Source organism: Coprococcus sp. OM06-34AC (genome assembly GCF_003462545.1).
Taxonomy (GTDB): Bacteria; Bacillota; Clostridia; order Lachnospirales; family Lachnospiraceae; genus Coprococcus; species Coprococcus aceti.
In genome coordinates, this window is sequence record NZ_QTZF01000004.1 from 71,899 (window position 1) to 93,557 (window position 21,659).

At 41.7% G+C, this 21,659-nt stretch carries 23 protein-coding genes; 18 read left to right on the forward strand and 5 right to left on the reverse strand.

The features are described 5' to 3' along the window. Nucleotides 1-18 precede the first annotated feature (18 nt). The 9 genes from DXB91_RS08085 to DXB91_RS08130 all read left to right on the forward strand — a co-directional run bounded on the left by DXB91_RS08085 (nt 19) and on the right by DXB91_RS08130 (nt 4,806). Nucleotides 19-429, forward strand: a complete 411-nt coding sequence (locus tag DXB91_RS08085; RefSeq protein ID WP_055144752.1) for a hypothetical protein — start codon at nt 19-21, stop codon at nt 427-429. A 20-nt stretch (nt 430-449) separates the two neighbouring features. Next, entirely contained in the window at nt 450-665 is a 216-nt protein-coding gene (locus DXB91_RS08090; protein WP_055144749.1) for a hypothetical protein, read from the forward strand. A 25-nt stretch (nt 666-690) separates the two neighbouring features. Continuing rightward, nucleotides 691-1,002, forward strand: coding sequence for a hypothetical protein (locus tag DXB91_RS08095; protein ID WP_055144746.1), 312 nt, complete (start codon nt 691-693; stop codon nt 1,000-1,002). A 40-nt stretch (nt 1,003-1,042) separates the two neighbouring features. Further along, the gene (locus DXB91_RS08100) at nt 1,043-1,480 is read left to right on the forward strand and encodes a hypothetical protein (protein WP_055144743.1); all 438 of its coding nucleotides are present in this window, start codon (nt 1,043-1,045) and stop codon (nt 1,478-1,480) included. 25 nt (nt 1,481-1,505) lie between these two features. Further along, nucleotides 1,506-2,291: a hypothetical protein gene (locus DXB91_RS08105; RefSeq protein WP_118017460.1), complete on the forward strand. Its 786-nt coding sequence runs from the start codon at nt 1,506-1,508 to the stop codon at nt 2,289-2,291. A gap of 218 nt (nt 2,292-2,509) precedes the next feature. Further along, a complete protein-coding gene (locus DXB91_RS08115) occupies nt 2,510-2,743 on the forward strand; it encodes a hypothetical protein (protein WP_055144735.1) in 234 nt (77 codons plus the stop codon). 35 nt (nt 2,744-2,778) lie between these two features. Beyond that, complete coding sequence (locus DXB91_RS08120; protein ID WP_055144732.1) at nt 2,779-3,498, forward strand: PoNe immunity protein domain-containing protein; 720 nt, start codon at nt 2,779-2,781, stop codon at nt 3,496-3,498. A 55-nt stretch (nt 3,499-3,553) separates the two neighbouring features. Next, complete coding sequence (locus tag DXB91_RS08125; protein ID WP_055144730.1) at nt 3,554-3,922, forward strand: hypothetical protein; 369 nt, start codon at nt 3,554-3,556, stop codon at nt 3,920-3,922. Nucleotides 3,923-3,951: 29 nt separating this feature from the next. Beyond that, nucleotides 3,952-4,806: a DUF2262 domain-containing protein gene (locus DXB91_RS08130; protein ID WP_118017462.1), complete on the forward strand. Its 855-nt coding sequence runs from the start codon at nt 3,952-3,954 to the stop codon at nt 4,804-4,806. A gap of 264 nt (nt 4,807-5,070) precedes the next feature. Here DXB91_RS08130 and DXB91_RS08135 read toward each other — a convergent pair whose 3' ends face one another. Genes DXB91_RS08135 through DXB91_RS08145 form a run of 3 tightly spaced genes read right to left on the reverse strand, consistent with a single transcriptional unit; the run spans nt 5,071 to nt 8,005 of the window. Beyond that, nucleotides 5,071-6,069, reverse strand: coding sequence for a virulence RhuM family protein (locus tag DXB91_RS08135; RefSeq protein ID WP_117549082.1), 999 nt, complete (start codon nt 6,067-6,069; stop codon nt 5,071-5,073). Between the two features lie 15 nt (nt 6,070-6,084). Further along, a complete protein-coding gene (locus tag DXB91_RS08140; RefSeq protein ID WP_117549081.1) occupies nt 6,085-6,996 on the reverse strand; it encodes a hypothetical protein in 912 nt (303 codons plus the stop codon). 55 nt (nt 6,997-7,051) lie between these two features. Beyond that, nucleotides 7,052-8,005 (reverse strand): hypothetical protein, encoded by a 954-nt coding sequence (locus DXB91_RS08145; RefSeq protein ID WP_117549080.1) that lies wholly within the window; start codon nt 8,003-8,005, stop codon nt 7,052-7,054. A 258-nt stretch (nt 8,006-8,263) separates the two neighbouring features. Between DXB91_RS08145 and DXB91_RS08150 the strand changes: the two genes are divergently transcribed. The 5 genes from DXB91_RS08150 (at nt 8,264) to DXB91_RS08170 (ending at nt 13,688) form a co-directional block, all read left to right on the forward strand. Further along, nucleotides 8,264-8,443, forward strand: a complete 180-nt coding sequence (locus DXB91_RS08150) for a helix-turn-helix domain-containing protein (protein WP_015534801.1) — start codon at nt 8,264-8,266, stop codon at nt 8,441-8,443. Between the two features lie 134 nt (nt 8,444-8,577). Continuing rightward, nucleotides 8,578-9,720 (forward strand): tyrosine-type recombinase/integrase, encoded by a 1,143-nt coding sequence (locus DXB91_RS08155; RefSeq protein ID WP_117549079.1) that lies wholly within the window; start codon nt 8,578-8,580, stop codon nt 9,718-9,720. A gap of 90 nt (nt 9,721-9,810) precedes the next feature. After that, a complete protein-coding gene (gene pyrE / locus DXB91_RS08160; protein ID WP_118017464.1) occupies nt 9,811-10,485 on the forward strand; it encodes an orotate phosphoribosyltransferase in 675 nt (224 codons plus the stop codon). 112 nt (nt 10,486-10,597) lie between these two features. Then, nucleotides 10,598-12,703 carry an LTA synthase family protein gene (locus tag DXB91_RS08165; protein ID WP_118017466.1) on the forward strand — a complete coding sequence of 702 codons (2,106 nt, stop codon included), beginning with the start codon at nt 10,598-10,600 and terminating at the stop codon, nt 12,701-12,703. 112 nt (nt 12,704-12,815) lie between these two features. Next, nucleotides 12,816-13,688 (forward strand): methionyl aminopeptidase, encoded by an 873-nt coding sequence (locus tag DXB91_RS08170; RefSeq protein WP_015534804.1) that lies wholly within the window; start codon nt 12,816-12,818, stop codon nt 13,686-13,688. Between the two features lie 122 nt (nt 13,689-13,810). On the opposite strand, the gene htpG is transcribed toward DXB91_RS08170, so the two are convergent. After that, the gene (htpG, locus tag DXB91_RS08175) at nt 13,811-15,778 is read right to left on the reverse strand and encodes a molecular chaperone HtpG (RefSeq protein ID WP_118017468.1); all 1,968 of its coding nucleotides are present in this window, start codon (nt 15,776-15,778) and stop codon (nt 13,811-13,813) included. A 250-nt stretch (nt 15,779-16,028) separates the two neighbouring features. Next, a complete protein-coding gene (locus DXB91_RS08180) occupies nt 16,029-16,526 on the reverse strand; it encodes a DUF5721 family protein (RefSeq protein WP_055144706.1) in 498 nt (165 codons plus the stop codon). Between the two features lie 182 nt (nt 16,527-16,708). Here DXB91_RS08180 and glgA point away from each other — a divergent pair, with 182 nt between their 5' ends. The 4 genes from glgA (at nt 16,709) to gmk (ending at nt 21,625) form a co-directional block, all read left to right on the forward strand. Continuing rightward, nucleotides 16,709-18,145, forward strand: coding sequence for a glycogen synthase GlgA (glgA, locus tag DXB91_RS08185; RefSeq protein ID WP_055224132.1), 1,437 nt, complete (start codon nt 16,709-16,711; stop codon nt 18,143-18,145). 94 nt (nt 18,146-18,239) lie between these two features. Then, nucleotides 18,240-19,985, forward strand: a complete 1,746-nt coding sequence (locus DXB91_RS08190; RefSeq protein ID WP_118017623.1) for an Rqc2 family fibronectin-binding protein — start codon at nt 18,240-18,242, stop codon at nt 19,983-19,985. 95 nt (nt 19,986-20,080) lie between these two features. Continuing rightward, the gene (locus DXB91_RS08195; protein WP_022216788.1) at nt 20,081-20,959 is read left to right on the forward strand and encodes a YicC/YloC family endoribonuclease; all 879 of its coding nucleotides are present in this window, start codon (nt 20,081-20,083) and stop codon (nt 20,957-20,959) included. Between the two features lie 27 nt (nt 20,960-20,986). Beyond that, nucleotides 20,987-21,625 (forward strand): guanylate kinase, encoded by a 639-nt coding sequence (gmk, locus tag DXB91_RS08200; protein ID WP_117549074.1) that lies wholly within the window; start codon nt 20,987-20,989, stop codon nt 21,623-21,625. Nucleotides 21,626-21,659: the final 34 nt, after the last annotated feature.

Below are 21,659 nucleotides of genomic sequence, written 5' to 3' on the forward strand. Positions count from 1 at the left end.
ATAAAGGAGAAAATTGTGATGAAAGGTTTTGAAGACGCGTTTACTGATTTACAGGCGGAGTTTGTATCTCTATGTATGGAGTATACAAACGGAAATGTTGATAAAATATATATCTACATTTACCAAGATACATCACAGAAAATGTTTAATGCCATTTTCGTGAAAGGAAACGATGTTATACCCGCGGGGAATTTTGCTGATGATGAAGCTTCTGACGAGTTTTTATCAATTGGAACAAAAGATATTAATAAGCTGGTTGAATTGTGTGATAGTTATCAACAAAAATGTCCCAATGAATATAAGCTGGAATTTGATGTTGCTACGCATAAATTCGATGCATCCTATCGTTATGACAACTATACCAAGAGTGGAATATCACCTGTGTCAGAGCTGATGAGCTGGTATGGAGAAATTAAAAAAATGGTTTAATAGGATTGGTGGTTTTGAGTATGGTTGCAAAGAAAGGGAAAAGAAAAATAGAATATGAAGGAAATATATTCTATTGGTTTGTGCGTGCTGATGATAATGGAAGATTAAGAATTCACATTTTGTCAGAAGATAAGAAGATAAATCTGGAATATCCACCGTTTGATTCGGAAGTACCTGTGACACCATCCTATATTAGAAGGCTATTGGATAATTATTTCATGAAAAGTATAAGGTGAGACTCATATACGAAGGGAGAATCTTATGAATTACAATATTATTTTTCCTACAGCGTTTGACAGTATCAATCCTGATAATGATAATATGGATGTGCTTGTTCAAACTGAGAATGGGAAGCAATATACATTTGTTGTTGCTACTCCGGATAATGTGGCGTATCTTATGAAAAAAGATAATGTGCCATTCCTTAAACCCGGATCGCCGTTTATTTTTGTTGAAAAACTTACAGAGGCTAATGTCCGCATGCTGGTGGAGGCATTAATGGAGGAAGATGCACAACTTATCCGTATGTATGGAGAGGATGTTTACTTGACGGATACAGAGAGAATGTTTTAATTCTATGTTTATAACATAGATGATAGTGGGTGGACTTAACATGGCGATATGGCAGTTTCAATGCAATATTATACCGGCAAGATTAAATTTTGATAGATTAAGTCATGATGAAATGATTTCGTGGAAAGGGATACCTCAACCACCGCATAATCTTAAGTTTCTTGAACAGGAGGATAGTTGGTCAAAAGACATTATCCAGTATGGAAAATCGGATGAAACGTGTATAGAGTTCATATACATTGATAACATATTAGATGAAATAAGCTGTCGATTGGATTTGCGAAGTCTTACGAAAACCAACTTAATTTCAGTGATTGAATATGTACAAGAAATCGGTGCAATGTTTCTTGTGGGAGATAAGATTTACTCACCACGAATGGAAGAGATAATTGGGGTTATGAAAAAATCAAGAGCAAATCGGTTTTGCAAAAATCCAGTGGAGTACATTTTATCTCAAAATGAAAAATTAGAAATTTAGCAACACAATGCCGGGAGGAATCGATATGTATTTGAAACTGAATAATTATGAATATAAAATCACTGCTGCTAATGTAGGTTTTGAGATGTCAGAAGATAACAAATCATTAATCATGTTTCTGGATATAGACGGAAGCTATGAGGGTGAAGATTTGGATTATGAGCTTAGAACCATTAGATTGTATCATAATAATGGTTTTCATATCGGAGTAAAAGAACCAAATAAATTAATAGGAAAAAGCTTTGAATGGAATGAGGCTTATAATAACAAGGGCGAAGAGGCAGGAACTTTGTATGTGTTAGAGCACGAGGATGTCACATCAGGAAAAATTGATATTTTAGATGTTACGCAGGATTTGATTAAGGTAAAATGGTCCGGTCAGGCGAATGTGTTTTGGAATGAGGAATGTGGAGAAAACGTTTCTTTTGAAGCAGAAGTAGAAGCAAAAGTGCCATCTGTTCCAAAGGTAAAGGTGATAAATGGCTTTAAGAAGACAAAATTAAAAATAGATAAAAATACAGAAATCGAGCTGTTGAATTTTTCGGATATGGTAATGGAAGCAGAAAGGTGCAAGGAGTTATATCTGAAAAATGATTCGAATGCATGGTCTACTTTTGATAAAGCATTAAAGCTGAAGCTTACATATATGAAAAAGGAATATTACGGAGAGGCTGTATATCAGGGCTCGGGAACGAAATGTTATACGGTATTTGATGACCAGTGCCCTTTAAATGTGCAAATTACAAAGACTTCCATGTGGATTGAGAACGAGGAATATAAGTTTTATATTTTGGTAGAGGCTAAAAATTGAGTAATATGGTTGAACAAAAAATAGTAAGGATGTAAAAAAATGATTGTAGAATTTCATGGCATGAAGTGTCGCTGCAGCACATACCGAACAAATGGAGAAGATAAGAATATTTTAACGCTTTTGAATGCAAAGGATTGGGAGAAATCATTGCAATATGATTTTACGGAGCCGCAATACGGTTTGTGGTGTCATTTCTTGACGGAAGAGGAAATGATGCTGTGAAAAACAGTTCTGTCAGACCGACTTTTGAGTATAATGGACAGTATTATAGAGTGGATGAAGTTTGTTTTTCGGATAAACCATTTATTGTGATAGAGTATGGAACATATGATGAACTTATGAATAATGCTATGGAGGATGCAGAGCCTTTTCCGTATAACTTAACTGAGGAAGAGCTATTGAATGAGGTAAAATATTCGTTGGGAATAGAAGTATGTCCGGGAGAGTATTAAGAAAAATTTATTAGTCGGAATGAAGGGATAAAATTATGAATAGAATAAAAGATGATTTTAAGTCAAAGGAATACTATCAGAAAGAATTAGAAAATCTTGAAAAAAGAATTAATCGATATAAAGATAATCTTAACCAAGAGAATGCCTCAAGACTTCATATTGCAATAGGCTTAAAGCTATTATCTGTTATTTTGATTAAATATCAATTGGGGTATGAAATTGATGAGATAAAGCATGATGTTTTGGAATATATAGAAAATGATAAACAGAAGGTTCTGTACTGTGAAGGGAACCTAACATATGACGATGTGGCTAATTTACTCTCATTAGCATATTTGTTTGATGTTGATTCTGAGCAAGTGGATTTTATTAAAACAAAAATGGTTGAAGAAAAATACATAGATATTCGTCTGGATATTATCCGTAATTTATATTTTGAAGGAAAGTGTTATTCTTCCAAAGGTTTTTATTATAGGGATAAGGGGTATTTCGGAGATTTTAGTAAAGAAAATGGAGGGATTGTAGATGTTTACAATGCTCCTGATGCAGAAAGAACTGACTTGTTTTTAAGGCATTTGAACACTGTAAAGGACAAGCATCACAGAAAGCTTGTAAAGTATTATGAGTCATTAGCGGAAGACAGATATACATATACCGGTGCTACTGATATTGTGCTGACAGCAGTTGCAAAAGCGCTAGCGCTTGATATGTCTGCACTATGCGATTCGAAATATATCGCCTCCGATTTATTGTAAGGAACTACAGGTTGGGTATGTTGCAGTGTTGTGATTTATGGATTGGAGTGATTAAATGTTCGGAATAGAATTTGGTAATCTTGCCTTTAATTGCGAGGTTTCAGAACAGACTTTATGTATAGTAGTTGCAGGAAAAAATGAAACATCAAGCATTGATGAATTTATTCAAAAAGCTTTGGACTATCAGATAAAGAATGATTTTTCTTGTGATGCTGAAGAATATAAAAACTGTGTTTTTGTAGATGCTACAGACGATGTTGTAAAATGGCTACATGAAATTATTGAGGGAATGAATCGAAAAGTATCCTTTGAAATAGGAGAACCCATAAAAACCTTAACAGGTACTATAACAGATTTTGACAATGCTTGGGTTATAGAAACAAAGGAAATGTTTTATTATATATTTTGGTGTACAACGGCATAAATAGATTTGATTATTGTGGAGGAGCGACTATGGATATACATGAAATCTATCAGGAAGATAATAAATTTGAGGGTGAGGAGAGCATATATTACGTTCTTGTTGGAAAAGGTGACTCGTCCAGATGGGACAAGAGTCACAAGTATTATATTATTACACGTTCTGCTGTTGCAATCTATGATATAAACGCTGCCAGTATGGTGAAGAAGATAAAGGTTATGACATGGCCTATACCTAACGAGGAACATGATGCACAGGAGAAAAACAGCGGATATTTTAACAGATTTAAAGAGGGTGTCATTTATAAGGTGGCAGGAAGATTACAGTATAGTTACTTCGGAGAACTTGCATTTCTGTACATCAGAGAGGTTTTGGAAGAAAATGCATCCGGAACAAAGCTTGATAAAAATCAGGAAAAGTATCTGGCACCAATTGTCTTAGAGGATGAGGTGCTGGGGAAATTAGTGTTAGAAAAATCGGAAGGTCTGTTTGAAGGTAAGTATGATTTTGCAGGTAATGACATCACAATTTATATTGAGGTAGAGTGGGACAGTAAGGCAACTTGGAAAAAGCCTTTGACTGTTGCCAGAGATTTTGCAGAGCATATTGCTTCAAAGGATGAGGTGTTTAGATCGTATATTGCATCTGATGAGGATCTGTATGATGCTGCATTGGAGTGCGTGGAAGAATATGAAGATGAATGTGAAATTCGTTTCTCTACACAGGAAGAATTTGCAGACGCATTAAAGGGGCGCATGAAATACATATTTGTGAATCGGAATGGCTCATATACTGTAGGATATGATGATGGATACGTGTTTGGCGGACATGAGATAGATGTGGATGTAAATTCTAAGGGTGAAATGGTGTGTGCCGAGATGAGATAAAACATAGGAGCATGAGAAATAAGATGAGTGAAAAATCTGTTTTTATAAACCATTGGTTATATTCAAAGCCTAATCCGGAACCAAATAAAGCTGGAAATGTTGTTAGACGTGATTAATTCCGAGATTCAGAAATTTAATGAATGCGGATTGGCTGAATGGAGCGGAATCTTGGATGAAGCGATTGCTAAATTTGATTTAGGAAATCCAGAAAGTTGATTTTGTTGCAGGCGGGCTGTTTAGACCCGCCTGAAGTATTTTGTGTATTTATTTATTGCCGAAATCCGCAATCTCTTCCAATGTGCCAATGCTTTTGATAAAGTCCTGTTCAACCGGGGAAATGGTGTTTTCCAAGCGGTTTTTGTACTTGGTGTATTCGGAATGAGCCTTATCAAGTGCCTGCTTATGGCTGATGTGACCGCTACTGGTAAGAATATCACGGCGGGTCATTTTCAGATAGTCGTCAATGGTTTCCAACCAGTCCTTCATATACATTGGTTCCTGATTAAGAGCATGTACCTCGGCGATATCAAGGTAGGCGGTAACTATTTTATTTAAAGCATCCAGCTCCTGCTGGGTGAGATAGTTTTTGGCAACTTCCACATCGGAGCGACGGATGGTGTCACTAGCCCATGAAGTAAGTCCCATATTATCTTTTTCAGCATCGGCACGCTGGTAAATAACTTCTGCGGCTGTGTGCTTGTGTGCTGCCCAGTGCATCTTATTCTGCACCTGCTTAAAGAATAGGACGGAGCTTTCTGCACTAGGATCGTAATCGATGCTGGTAGCATAGATTTCCAGAACCTTTCTCCAGAATACTTTTTCGGATGACCGGATGTCTCTGATACGGGCAAGCAATTCGTCAAAGTAATTGCCGCCGCCAAGTTTCTTCAGTCGGTCATCATCTAATGCAAATCCCTTTTTCATATATTCCTTTAAAATTCCCATAGCCCAGATACGGAACTGTGTACCACGGTGGGATTTTACACGGTAGCCTACGGAGATGATTACATCGAGATTGTAGTAATCGACATTGTAGGTTTTTCCGTCGGTGGCAGTTGTTGCAAAATTTGCAACAACTGAAATGCGCTGTAATTCTCCCTCTTCAAAGATGTTTTTGATATGGCGAGATATAGTGGATTTATCACGCTGAAACAACTCTGCCATCTGGTCAATGGACAGCCAAACAGTATCTTCTTCAAAGGTAGTTTCTATTTTTGTCAAACCATCTTCGGTTGTATACATAATAATATTCGATTTGTTCATGTGTATGTCCTCCCGCTATTCAAGATTGCTGTCATTATTCTTTTTTGCCCTGCTCTTATACACATTGTACTGGTTTTTACATTGTGGTGAACAGAATTCCATATTTGGTCTGGTGGCAACAAAAGCCTTGCCGCAGTGCTTGCATACCTTCATGGTGGAGTTTTCATCCGTCAGCATAAAGGAAAACATCATTTGGACGCATAACAACAAGGAATTGAAATCCCAGACAATGGTAGGGCGTTCCCGTAGTTCTATGCGGTAGGTAGGTGCCACACCGCCGAAAGCCGCCATTCCCTGACGGTATAGGTTACGCTCATTCTCATCTAGTCTGTCATAATCCAGATAATAAAGAAAGCTGGAGAAGAAGGTAAATGCCCAGTCTCGGAATACTTCAACAAGCCATTCATAAGGCTCTGCATATTCCTTCTGAAAGCTCATCATAACAGCCTGCGGCTTATTCTTCATGGTCATAATCAAGGCAATCATTTCCACGCAATCCGTACTCCAACTGGATTCCACACCCATTTTGCGGAAATCAATGTTGTCAAAAGGGAAGAAGTAGGACAAATACTTCTCTGTAGAGATGCTTTCTTCCTTGATAAAATGATTCTTTGGCAGATAGACTGCCTCATATGTAATAAAATCCGGTGTGGTAGGCAGGGCAGTCATTAGTCCCAGCATACCGTATTCGGATACAAAGCTCATAATGGCTTCTTTTAATTCAACTTCACTTGCCTTGTTCATGGCAGTAGTACCGATGTTAATTGCGGTCAGCACCAGCTTCTCATAATCCTTGATAGGATTGTAGATGGATGGCTTGGCATCCGCAGAAGGTGTAATATAACACTTTCCGTTTGCGGCTGTTCGCCATTCGTATTTATCATATTTCACCCAGTTGGAACTGGATTTCTGAAAGATATTCTTCATAGTAATTCCTTTCTGTGCAAAAACTATTACTATCATAGCACGTCTGTATGCATATTTAAACTTTTTTTTTACGATCCGATCGATTATTTTTCTTGCGTTTCTTGGTTTCTTCCTTTGCCTGGTTTTCCTGTTCTCTGGCAATTCTTCTTACCACTACACCGATTTCCTTTAGTAGAGCCAGCTTTTCTTTATCCAGTTTTTCCATAGTAGCCGGGATCTCTTCTTCATGTCTTAATAGGAAGTCCAGTTCTTCCATGGTAAGATTACCATTGGTAGAAGGAAAATCCTCTCCCTGCCTGTCCACCAGTATCATAAGAACCTTTTTCTCAATCTGACCAAGAATAGTAGAGCGGACACCACGGATATTTCTGTCGCTCTGATTACGTAAAGCAGCAAGCTGACTGGTAGTGAAATCTCTAAGATATAGGAAGTATATCAACTCCTTATGGTCGTCCTTTAAGTCATAAATAATCTTGGAATAGTCCTCATCGGAAAGGGAGTTGTGCATCTCAAAAGGACAGTTAGAGATAATGTCTATATAGTCCCCTTTCATAAGCTGTCGCCAGTAAGCATGATTGATGGGAGCCGGGATAACAATGGCAAGTGGTGCCACATCCTTCTTGCTGTCTAGGTTTTCTCTGCCGATTTCGTGATATCGCTCCTTGCGTTCTCTGTTGGAATCTAATAGGTCCCATTCCCTTATCACTTCCTCAAAATCCGAAACAGTGCGGGCACCGTCCTCCAGTCGCTTTAAAGCAATGGCACGAAGCTCCTTTTTTAACATGGTCTTATTGGGGTGCTCATCCTTCGGCTGGAAATTATCATCTTTTATGGGATGTAATTCCTGTTCCAAATCCATTTCATTAAAATGCTCTAATTCAATTTGTAATTCCTGCTGGGATGCCTCAAAGGTAATATCCTCATCTATGGAAAAGGCTCCGTCTTCGCTGTCGAAGTTATGAGAATATTCCCAGAAGTCCATCAATTCCTGATGTTTTCTAATGTTCATTTATCCGTAAAACCTGCCTTGTATATACATATTTAAAATTTTTTGCAACTTTTTTTAAAAACACTTCCGCAAAACCCCTTCTAAATCTCCTATAAGTGAGAGAGTAATAGTTTTTGATAAGAAACGATTACTTTTGAAAAGAAATGGTATGCGCATAACCATTATAACATGACACAAACAAATGTTCTGTATTTTTGGAGAAAAAACAGAAATTTATTTGTGTTTGGCTTAGAAATAGGATTTTGAGGAGGTAGAAGAATGAAGGATAAGGCTTTATTGACTGTAAAAGAGTTTTGCTCTTATTTGGGGATTGGTCAGACAAAGGCACGTGAGTTGTTGGCTGAAAATGCTGATGTATTCGCGGTTCGCATCGGAAACAGACTGTATGCTCACAAGGGCAAGCTGGATGAATGGCTTTTGAATCAGATTGGATGCTAGGAAATTTGATTCATAAAAAGACAATGAATTTATTAAATAACCATGAAACTAATTGAAAATTAAGTGTGTATATGCTACAATTGGGTGGACTGATGGTTCCTTTCAACGTATATACACGCTGGAAGGAGGCAGATATGGGTAAATCCATAAAAGGTAAAGAACTTGGTAAAGGCATTACACAGAGAAAGAGTGATGGACTTTATCAGGGACGATTTGTGAATCGTTTCGGCAAGACGCAGACCATATACGCAAGCAATCTGAATGAACTTCGTAAAAGGATGCGTGAGGAACAGTATGAGGATGAGAAGGCACTGAATGTTGTCACCAAGGATGTAACCCTTGATGAGTGGTATGAGATTTGGATGAATACCTGTAAGAAGAATTGCAGGAATTCCACTAGGGAATCCTATGCCACACATTATAAGCGGATACAGAAGGAGCTTGGGTGGCGTAAGCTGACATCATTGAACCTGATTATCATGCAGAATGCACTCAATGAGCTTGTTTCTGATAATGCCAGAAAGAACACGAAAAAGATTCTGGTGGATATGCTGGAAAAAGCAATCGACTCTGATTTACTTACAAAAAATGTTGCAAAGCAATTAAACACGGTGATTTCCAAGGAAGATAAGAAGGAAAGACGTGTACTGACAGTAAGTGAAGCAGAGTTGTTTTTAGGTGAGGCACAGAGTAGTTTCTACTATAATCTGTTTGTGCTTGCCATAGAAACCGGAATGCGTATTGGAGAGCTTTGTGGTGTTCAGTGGAAGGACATTGATTTTGACAAGAAGGTACTGTATGTGCGTCACACATTGTGCTATTTTCAAAAAGATGGTAAGTACATTTTTGAGATGCATGATGCAAAGACCAAGAATGGAAGACGAACGATTCCATTAACCACGAGGGCGTTGGAGGCATTGAAACGACAGCGCATTCAAAAACAGAAGATTCTCTTTAAGGGAATCGAAACAGAGGAACAGTACAGGGACTTGGTGTTTGTTACGAAAAACAACAGACCTACACAACAGTTCATAGTGCAGGAGGCAATCGGTGCCATTGTAAACCGGATTCGAAAAGAGCATCCTGACTATGAGATGTTTTCACCACATTGCTTAAGACATACTTTTGCAACCAGAGCAATTGAGAACGGAATGCAGCCAAAGACATTACAGAAGATTCTCGGACATGGCTCCTTGCAGATGACAATGGATTTGTATTGTCATGTGACAGAGGATACACTGTTTACAGAGATGATGAAGATGGAAAAGGCTGTGTAAGCTCAAAAGTGTGTAGTAAGTGTGTAGTAAGGCTATTTTGAGAATAAGGGGTTCCCCGGAACCCCTGTAAATACAGGAGGTTTTATTAAAATGGAAGCATATAAGAAGGAATTTATCGAATTTATGATTGACTGTAACGTACTCAAGTTTGGAGATTTCGTTACAAAGAGTGGAAGAAAGACACCATTTTTTGTCAATACAGGCTTTTACAGAACAGGTGCCCAGCTAAAGAGACTTGGCGAGTATTATGCTGAGGCTATAAATGCAGAGTTTGGTCTGGACTTTGATGTGTTATTTGGTCCTGCATACAAGGGAATACCTCTCACAGTTGCGACAACTATGTCCATAGCAGAGATGTACGATGAGGACATCAAGTATTGCTCAAACAGAAAAGAGGTAAAGGATCACGGCGACAAGGGAATACTCCTTGGAAGTCCTATAGAGGATGGCGATAAGGTTGTCATCATCGAGGATGTCACAACAGCCGGAACATCTATTCAGGAGACACTTCCTATCATCAAGGCACAGGGCGACGTGGATGTCATGGGGCTTGTGGTTTCAGTAGACAGAATGGAGAGAGGCCAGGGCGAGAAGAGTGCGCTGACAGAGATCGAGGAGAACTACGGAATCAAGACAACAGCCATCGTAACAATGGCAGAGGTAGTGGAGCATCTTTACAATAGAGAGTATAAGGGAAGAGTTATCATAGATGACACCCTTAAGGCCGCTATCGACGCTTACTACGATCAGTACGGTGTAAAGTAGATATAATATATCTTAAAATATTGTAAAAAGTCTTAAAATATTATATAAAATAAAGATATGGAGTTAAGGACCATATCTTTATTTTTTTTGTTTATATGGGAGATTCCAACGTATGATAAAGTTTTTTAAGGCGATGTTTGGGGATGTAAGAGAATATTTCAGAAAATGGTCGGGGTGGATACTGTTCACTGTGTTGATCTTGTATTATGAATTGCTGTTTCACGGCATGAATTTCAGCCTGGATGATGGGAACATAGCCGCTATAATAGCATTTGCGGTGGTGGTTGGAGGCGTGTTCAGCGTGCTGACAGGATTTTTTCCGCCGGTCATCAATAAGATACTTGCAACGCTGTTCACGTTGTTTACGGGTGTGATCTTCATCGCCCAGTACGTATATCATTCGGTCTTCAACAACTATCTGTCTGTTATTGGAACCATAAAATTCGGAAATCAGGCTGTGGACAATGCGGACACGGTCATATCCAATATAAAGGCACAGATAGTGGACGTTATTCTTCTGGCTGTCCCGGTGCTCATAATGATCGTGTGCATATGGACATTTATGGCATTTGACAGGAGAAGGTGGTGGGTGAACCTCATAGGTGCCGCCGGAACAGCTCTGGTGTATGCCACAACACTGTTTGTGATGTGGGCTGTGGCCTCGGATGTGTACAGTCCGTACAATTTATACAAGGAATATACATCGGTTGATCTCTCTGTTGAAAAGCTCGGCGTCATGGAGAGCTTTGTGGTGGATGTCAGAGAGGGTATCGCAGGCAAGAGCTCAGCACAGAGCAGGATAAACTTTGCCTCGGGTGGTGAGGTCGATATCGATTCACTTGCCTCCACAGAGAGCACAACGATGCAGGAGATTACCACCGAGACGGTGGATGTCGCGGAAGCGACCACAGAGGAGGTTGTGATCGACACATCCCCGAATGTCCTGGATCTGGATTTTGATGCCATAAATGACCTTGCGGGAAATGATGCGGTTTCATCGCTCAGCGAATATTTTGCAAATATACCCCCGACAAATAAGAATGAATATACAGGTATGTTCGAGGGCTATAATGTCATATGGATAACTGCGGAGGGGTTCTCAGGCTATGCGCTTGATTCCGGTCTGTTCCCTACACTGTCAAAACTTGCGGACGAGGGCTTTGTCTTTGAAAATTACTATCAGCCGCTATGGTATGGTTCAACATTAGGCGGAGAGTATGCAAACCTGATGGGAAGCCCGACTAAGAACGGTTCATACATCAGTATGTGCAGGGCTGCCGACAATGAGAATGGCATGCTGTTTTCCATGGCGAATACGCTCAAGAGACTCGGCTATAGCTGTTACGGATTCCATGACAACGACTATACATATTATGACAGGAATATCACCCATCCGGCGCTGGGATACGAGTGGATAGCCAGCGGTAATGGGCTTGAGTATCAGACTGACGAGAACGGACAGGACATGTGGCCTCAGTCGGATCTTGTCATGATGGAGGAGACATTTGACAAGTATACAGAGACGCAGCCGTTCCACCTGTACTACCTGACGGTCAGCGGTCATGTGCCATATGGATACGGTGCGGCAAATGCCATGGCGGAGAAGAACAAGGCTGTGGTCAGTGACCTTAACTATGTCCTGGATACGACAAAGGCATATCTGGCATCCCAGTACGAAATGGAAAAGATGCTTGAATATATGATGAAGAGACTTGAGAAGAAGGGGTTGCTGGACAATACTGTTATCGTCCTGGCGGGGGATCATGTACCGTATGACAATATGGACGTTGTGGACGAACTGGCAGGGGAGAACTTTGGAAACAGTCTTGAGGCGTACAGGAGCAGACTTGTCATATGGTCGGCGTCGATGGAGAAGCCGGTGAGAGTTGACAAGGTGTGCAGCAGTATAGATATCCTGCCGACCATGCTCAATGTCATGGGAGTGGATTATGATTCGAGGCTCATCATAGGAAGGGATATCCTGTCAGACAGTACAGGACTGGTGCTGTTCCCGGACAGAAGCTTTATAACGGATGCATTTGAATATAACGCAGTCACGGACACGCTGACATCCCACACGGGTGCGGAGGTATCGGATGACAGTTTCAGTGCGATGCAGCTATATGTCGCGGATAAATTTACAGCAGCTGACAACATAACAGAGTCGGGGTATTATACATATGTTGCCAGGTACCTGGGGATAGACGAGGATAATTGACAATATTTATCATATTAAAATGTGGAATTATTCTCAAAAACGTATTATAGTATTTGTGGCTAATACCATAGGTATGTAATGAAAATATATGCAATAAAGAAAGAGGTTAATTATGAAACTTGGTAGAAATGATATGTGCTGGTGCGGAAGTGGTAAGAAATACAAGACCTGTCACCTGGCTCTTGACGATAAGCTTGAGGATATGAAGAACAGAGGATTCAAGATCCCTACACATGCGATGATCAAGAACGCAGAGCAGATCGAGGGAATCAGGGAGGCTTCAAAGGTCAACACATCTGTGCTCGACTACATAACTCCATTTGTCAAGATAGGAGTGTCTACCAGAGAGCTGGATGACCTTATCTATAACTATACAAAGTCCATAGATGCTATTCCTGCATGTCTTGGATATGAGGGATATCCTAAGAGTGTGTGTATATCGGTAAATGATGTGGTATGCCACGGCATTCCAAGTGATGACATTATTCTCCAGGATGGAGATATAGTTAATATCGACTGTACAACAGAGTACAAGGGATATTTCGGAGACTCATCAAGAATGTTCATGCTGGGAAATGTTGATCCCGCATGGAAGAAGCTTGTAGAGGATACAAAGAAGGCTCTTGATATAGGTGTTGAGGTGTGCAGCAAGCCATATGTGACCATAGGAGATATAGGATATGCCATCAACAAATTTGCACAGGAGCAGGGCTATTCGGTTGTCCGTGAGATAGGCGGTCATGGAGTAGGTCTTGCAATTCATGAGGAGCCTTATGTAAGTCATATAGGACAGCCTGGCAAGGATTATGTGCTTGCTCCGGGAATGGTGTTCACCATTGAGCCTATGATCAACATGGGCGGCCCTGATGTATATCAGGATGCAGATGACGGCTGGACTATCTACACGGAGGATGGCTCACCATCGGCACAGTGGGAGTACACACTGGTTATGACAGAACATGGAGTGGAGATACTTGCCCACTAGGGAGTGAAATAGAATAAAAGAGCAGCAGCCTGATATGCTATCAAAGACATATCGGGCTGCTGCTTTTTGTTGTGTTAGTTATCCATTAGGATCTGCTGCCGTAAACCGGCAGACAGATTATATTACTTTGTAAGTATTCCAAGGATCTCGTTGCTTCTTGCGATGAACTTGGTCATTGCCTCTGCTGACAGTGGACGGTTGGCAAGTACGGCCAGATCATATAACTGGCAGCAGATCGTAGCTGTGTTGTCGCTGTCAGGGTTGTCCAGAACGTATTTAACAAGCTTGTTGTTGCTGTTCAGGATGAGTGTCTCGCCCTCGCCCTGACCGAACATTGATGGATCCATACCGGCCATGCCGTACATCTTCATCATTTCCTGCATACGTCTTGTCCCCTCAGGCTGGGTGAGGATAGAAGATGTGTTCTCGTCCTTCAGGGATTCAACCTTTACATTCAGGTTCTTCATGTCGAGAGCCTTCTCAAATGTAGCTGTGAGCTTATCCTTGTATTCCTTTGCAGTCTCCTCTGAGAGCTCCTCGCCGACAAAGTTGTCAGAGAGCTCAGCGTCTATTCTGTAGAAGTGAACATTCTCGTTCTTCTGCTCAAGCAGAGTGATGAATGGGCTGTCTATGGTCTGTGTCATGATCAGAGCGTCCATGCCCTCAGCCTTGAACATGTTGATGTACTGTGACTGAGCCTGCTCGTCGGTTACATAGAATACCTTGTTCTCGTACTTTTCTTTTCCTGCCTCAAGATACTCAGGGAGAGTTATATATTTGCCCTCGAGGTTCTTGTAGATGCAGAAGTCCTTCATCTTGTCGAGGAACTTGAGATCCTTCAGACAACCAAACTTGATAAATGGGTTGATGTCATCCCAGTACTTCTCGTAGTCCTCTCTGTGTGTCTTGTACATGCCGGACAGCTTGTCTGCAACCTTCTTGGTGATGTAGTCTGAGATCTTTTTGACAAATCCGTCATTCTGAAGCGCACTACGTGATACGTTCAGTGGGAGATCAGGACAGTCGATACATCCCTTTAAGAGCATGAGGAACTCAGGAATTACTTCCTTGATATTGTCGGCGACGAATACCTGGTTGTTGTACAGCTTGATCGTTCCCTCAAGGTTGTCATACTGTGTATTGATCTTAGGAAAGTACAGGATACCTTTCAGGTTGAATGGGTAGTCCATGTTCAGGTGTATCCAGAACAGAGGCTCCTTGTAGTCGTGGAATACCTTTCTGTAGAACTCCTTGTATTCCTCGTCGGTGCAGTCGTTTGGATGCTTTGCCCACAGTGGGGTAGTGGTGTTGAGTGGCTTAGGAGCTTCAGGCTTCTTCTCCTCGGTCTTTATATCGTCTGCGTCTGGGCCTTTGCTGTCAGTGCTGCCCTCAGCATTATCTGCTGTGTCGCTGACTTTCTTTGCATCCACGTCTACAGTAGCATCCTTAGGATCTTCCTGTGGCTCGTCTGCGTTGGTGTAGTAGATCTCAACAGGCATGAACGAACAATACTTGTCGATGACCTCCTTGATCCTGTATTCATTTGCAAATTCATAGCTGTCCTCGTTCAGATAAAGGGTGATGGTAGTACCTCGGTCAGCCTTAATGCACTTCTTCATGGAGTACTCAAGGCCGTCCTCGCACTCCCAGTATACAGCGTCCTCGCCGTCCTTGTATGACTTTGTCTCGATGGTGACCTTGTCGGCAACCATGAATGCGGAGTAGAAGCCCAGTCCGAAGTGGCCGATGATCTGTTCCTCTGTTGCCTTGTCCTTGTACTGCTCAAGGAATGCCTCGGCTCCTGAGAAAGCGATCTGGTTGATATATTTCTCAACCTCCTCCTCAGTCATACCGATACCGTTATCGGTAAATGTGATGGTCTTGTCGTTGGCACTTGTGGTCACATCTATACGATATGGCTCATCCGGCTCGTCAAATTCGCCCATGAGAGACAGCTTCTTAAGCTTTGTCACGGCATCACAGCCGTTTGATATAAGCTCCCTGACAAATATATCGTGGTCTGAATACAGCCACTTCTTGATGACAGGGAAAATGTTTTCACTGTTGATCGATAAATTTCCGTTCTTCATAATTGTATACATCTCCTTTAAATATAATGGTTTTCAATGAAAGATGTGTCATCCCCGATCTGTGTTCAATCTTAATAGAAATGTACACTGACACATCAGGCTAAAAGGTATGATAAATCAGCTGGGAACTAAAGTCAAGAAAAAATTAGCACTCGGACAAAATGAGTGCTAACAGGGGCGGCGCGTAAAAAAATCCGGCATCAGATGAGGTGCCGGATCTTCAAAAATCATATTAAATTTCTTCAAAAAATCAGCTTTCGGTGAAATATATTCCGGCAGTCTTCAGGAAATCCCTGATCTCCGCATCCCACACATGCTCAAGGGTCTTATCCATGGTGAATATGTTCTGGGTCGCCATGGATGTGAGTTGTATGCTCATGCCGTCATAGTAGACGTTCAAGGTGAGATTTGCCACATCGGATACCGGTATGGTGAGATGGTTCTTCTCAAGCATATCCATGATGTCCGGTTGGGAGAGCACGAGCACTATCTTGAAGCTCAGTGGCAGCTTCTTTCCTCTTATAACATTATATACATGTGGTTTTATGGACTCCCATGAGGCGTAGGATGTGGAAGCCATGAGCTCCAGCTCCTCCTTGTCATAGAAATCCTTGTTTACCCTTCCGTCAAAGCTGTATGTTATCCCGCTTTTTACAAATGCCTCCATGGCGAGAAAGCGGTCAAATGTATTGTCCATCAGAAGCTTCTTCACGAAGTCCCTGGTCTCGGTGATGGTGATGTCTAACATTGAAAATCTCCTGTTTTCTGGATTGTGATCCAGCCGTATCTGCGTGCGGCTGCATGCTAAAAGTATATCAGCGGAATGTGGCAAATGCAACAATATAGATACACTGATTTATTGAATTATGGATACTCGTGTGATATAATATACAAGGATTTAATGTCTAAATGTCATGGAGGGTTTATTTGATGAAGAAGGTTGCATATATAGCATCAGAGTGTGTGCCATTTATAAAGACGGGTGGTCTTGCGGATGTAGTTGGAACACTGCCAAAGATATTTGATAAGAACGAGTATGATGTGAGAGTCATCATGCCGAATTATCTCTGTATTCCGAACAAGTACAGGGAGAAGATGCAGTATATAACGCATTTTTATATGGACATCGGTTACAAGAATGATTATGTTGGCGTTATGTATCTGGAGTATGAGGGTGTCAAGGTATATTTCATAGATAACGAGTATTACTTTAACGGATTTACACCTTATGGTGATGTAAAGTGGGATATCGAGAAGTTCTGTTATTTCTCAAAGGCAGCGCTTTCGATCCTTCCATCGATCGGTTTCCAGCCGGATATACTTCACTGTCATGACTGGCAGGCAGGACTTGTGCCTGTATATCTCAAGACTCTGTTTGCAGGAGATATGTTCTATACAAGCATGAAGTCTGTTATGACTATTCATAATCTCCAGTTCCAGGGCAAGTGGGATATAAAGACCATTCAGGAGTATTCAGGGCTCCCTGATTATGTATTTACACCGGACAAGCTGGAGATCCAGAAGGATGCTGCCATGCTCAAGGGCGGACTTGTATATGCAGATAAGATAACAACGGTAAGTAACACATATGCCAAGGAGATACAGACTCCATATTATGGAGAGGGACTTGACGGGCTCTTAAGTGCCAGATGGCAGTCACTCTGGGGCATTGTCAACGGTATAGATTACGAGGTATGGAATCCTGCAACAGATCCACAGGTATATAAGAACTACAGCGTGGATAACTTCAGACAGCTCAAGAAGATCAACAAGATCGAACTGCAGAAGGAATGTGGACTTCCTCAGGATGAGAATCAGTTTGTAATAGGAATCATATCCAGACTCACAGACCAGAAGGGTCTTGATCTGGTTGACAGGATCATGAACGATATATGCTGTGACGGAGTACAGTTCATCGTCCTCGGAACCGGTGACGGCAAGTACGAGAACATGTTCAAGTATTATCAGGGAATACATCCTGCAAAGGTATCAGCGAACATCTATTATTCAGATGAGAGATCTCATAAGATGTATGCAGGCTGCGATGTGATGCTCGTGCCTTCAAGATTTGAGCCATGTGGACTCACACAGCTCATGGCACTCAGATATGGCACAGTTCCAGTAGTAAGAGAGACAGGTGGTCTTGCAGATACTGTTGAGGCTTATAATCAGTTCGAGGGTACAGGAACAGGATTCTCATTTGCTAATTATGATGCATATGAGCTCCTCAATGCCATAAACTATGCAAAGGAAGTGTACTATAACAACAAAGAGGCATGGTATGGAATCCAGGAGCGTGGCATGAGACAGGATTACTCATGGTATAACTCAGCGAATATATATAAGGATCTCTACAATTCACTGTAGGATCAGGATAGCAGTAATGTGGTAGTAGATATGGAAGAGGCAGAGAATGAATTTGCATTTTCTGCCTTTTTTCAGGGATATAGGAGAGACAGATATGGCGTTTGACGGAATAGTGATATCCAATGTGGTAAGAGACATGAAGGAGAAACTCATCGACGGAAGGATATATAAGATATATCAGCCGGAGAAGGACGAGCTCAACATAGTAATAAAGAATAACAGGGAGAATTACAGGCTGCTCATGTCTGCGGATGCAAGCCTCCCGCTTATATACTTTCAGCAGTCCGCCAAGGAGAATCCTATGACAGCGCCGAATTTCTGTATGCTCCTCAGGAAGCATATCAACAACGGAAGGATAGTTGATGTGTATCAGCCGGGCTTTGAGAGAATAGTTGTCATGGTCATCGAGCATCTGGACGAGCTTGGAGATCTAAAGAGAAAGAAACTCATCATAGAGATCATGGGTAAGCACAGCAATATCATATTTGCCACGGATGAGAATGTCATCATCGACAGCATAAAGCATATATCCCATATGGTGAGCTCAGTGAGGGAGGTTCTTCCGGGCAGGACTTATGAGTATCCTCCGGCGGGAGGAAAGGTATCCCCGCTTGAGATAGAGCGCGGGGACTTCATAGAGCGTGTGAGCTCGAGCCCTACGAATATCATAAAGGCGATATACCAGAACATAACCGGATTTCCACCGGTTGTGGCGAGTGAGATAACCTACAGGGCAGGACTTGACGGCAACATGCCTGTGGACAGCATGAGCGAGGCGGATGTCGCAAGGCTTTATGATGAATTTGCCGGGATAGTATCTGATATAAGGAACGGGAACTATACTCCTGAAATCATACTGGACGGTTACACTCCAGTGGAGTTCTCGTCGGTGCATCTGTCGATGTACAGCGACAAGACCATAGAATCAAGGGATGACATTTCAAAGGTGCTTGATGAGTATTTCTACAGAAAGAGTGCGGTCACAAGGATAAGACAGAAGTCATCGGATCTCAGAAAGATCGTCTCGAATGCCATTGAGAGAACGAGCAAGAAGTACGACCTGCAGCTCGCTCAGTTAAAGGACACTGAATCCAGGGAAAAGTACCGTGTGTACGGAGAACTGATCAACACATATGGTTACAATATAGAACAGGGAGCGGACAGTTTTGAGGCTCTCAACTACTATACTAACGAGATGATAAAGATCCCGCTTGACAAGACCATATCTGTTATGGATAACTCCAAGAGATATTTTGCGAGATACAACAAGCTCAAGAGGACTTATGAGGCACTTACACAGCTCACTGTCGAGACGAAGAGTGAGCTGGAGCATCTTCAGTCGGTACAGACGTTCCTTGATATGGCGATAGATGAGAATTCACTGGCACAGGTCAAGGAGGAGCTCGTAGCCTGCGGATATGTAAAGGGACATTACGGACGCAAGGGCGACAGGAAAAAGGCAAAGTCAAAACCGCTGCACTACATATCCAGCGATGGATTCCATATGTATGTGGGCAAGAATAATATCCAGAACGATGAGCTCACATTTAAATTCGCAAATGGTGGGGATATGTGGTTCCATGCTAAGAAGATGCCGGGTTCCCATGTCATCGTGAGACTTGAGGGTGCGGGAGAACTTCCTGATTCTACATATGAGGAGGCGGCAAGACTTGCAGCGTATTATTCGTCTGGAAGGACGGCACCGAAGGTGGAGATAGACTATACCGAGCGCAGAAATATCAAAAAGCCTGCAGGGGCAAAGCCTGGATTTGTAATATATCATACGAATTACTCGATGATCGCAGAGCCGAGGATTGCGGGAATAGAGGAAGTACAATAAATAATTTGATTTTTAAACAGGTGTGAAGTATAATATATTATCTGTTATCAGGTAATTGAAAACAACATATAACCTGGGAATATTAGGAGACAGATATGGTAAAAAGCATGACAGGATTTGGCCGCAGCGAGAGGGTGACTGATGCATACAAGATAGTTGTAGAGATGAAGTCAGTCAATCACAGATTCTGCGACATCAATATAAAGCTCCCAAAGAAGATAAGTTTCTTTGAGACAAACATAAGAACATATCTCAAAAAATATATTGAGAGAGGAAAGGTTGACGTGTTCATCACATACGAGGATTTCTCGGATGACAATGTCAAGCTGAAGTATAACAAGGACGTTGCCGAGAAGTATATGGGATATTTCGAGGAGATGTCCAAGGATTTTGGAATTGAGAACAGCATAACACCTGCACAGCTTGGAGGCTTCCCTGACGTGTTCACGGTTGAGGAGCAGGCGGTCGACCAGGATGAGCTGTGGAAGATAATAGAGACATCCCTTGACGAGGCTGCGAAGATGTTCGTGCAGTCGAGGATAACAGAGGGAGAGAACCTTAAGAAGGACATGATCGACAAGCTTGACGGAATGAGAGCTGCAGTTGATTATATAGAGGAGATATCACCTGAACTTGTGGAGGAGTACAGACGCAAGCTCACGGACAAGATCACAGAGGTCCTTGACAATCCTGTTATAGATGAGAACAGGATCGCCACAGAGGTCGTTATATATGCGGACAAGATATGTGTGGACGAGGAGACTGTAAGGCTTAAGAGCCATATCAGCAGCACGAAGAAGATTCTGGAGGATGGCGGAAGCGTCGGCAGGAAGCTGGACTTCATCGCACAGGAGATGAACAGAGAGGCGAACACGATACTTTCAAAGGCCAATTCACTTGATGTGTCAGACAAGGCGATACAGCTCAAGACTGACATAGAGAAGGTCAGAGAGCAGATACAGAATCTGGAATAGAATACATAATTTTTAGAGGTAATGATGATGGCAGATAAGAGTACAAAGCGTGGATCGCTCATAGTCATATCCGGTTTTTCAGGAGTTGGAAAGGGCACAGTTGTCAAGAGACTTGTGTCGGATTTTGGATATAACCTTTCAGTGTCCGCGACGACAAGATCACCGAGAGAGGGTGAGGTCGATGGAAGAGAGTATTATTTCATGGATCGCAAGGATTTTGAGAATCTCATTGACTACGGTGGATTTATCGAGTGGACACAGTATGTAGAGAATTATTATGGAACTCCAAAGAAGTATGTTGAGGAGAAGCTTGCTGATGGCAAGGACGTCATACTCGAGATAGAGGTCATGGGCGCACTTAATGTCAAGAAGCAGTTCCCAGATGCGCTTCTCATATTTATATCAGCTCCAAGCATAAGCGAGCTTAAGAGCAGACTGGCAGGAAGAGGAACAGAGTCGGAGGAGACCATAATCAAGAGACTCCGAAAGGCCACAGAGGAAGCTGAGGATATGGACAAGTACGACTACATTATAGTCAACGATGATCTGGACGAGTGTATACACACCGTGGATTCAGTCATCAGAAGCTATGGCTGCAGAAGAGATAATCAGCTTGGATATATAGCCGGAATAAAAGAAGAGCTTGCAGAGATAAAGAAACTCTGATAAATTAGACTGGATAACAGTGGACAGCAGTTTA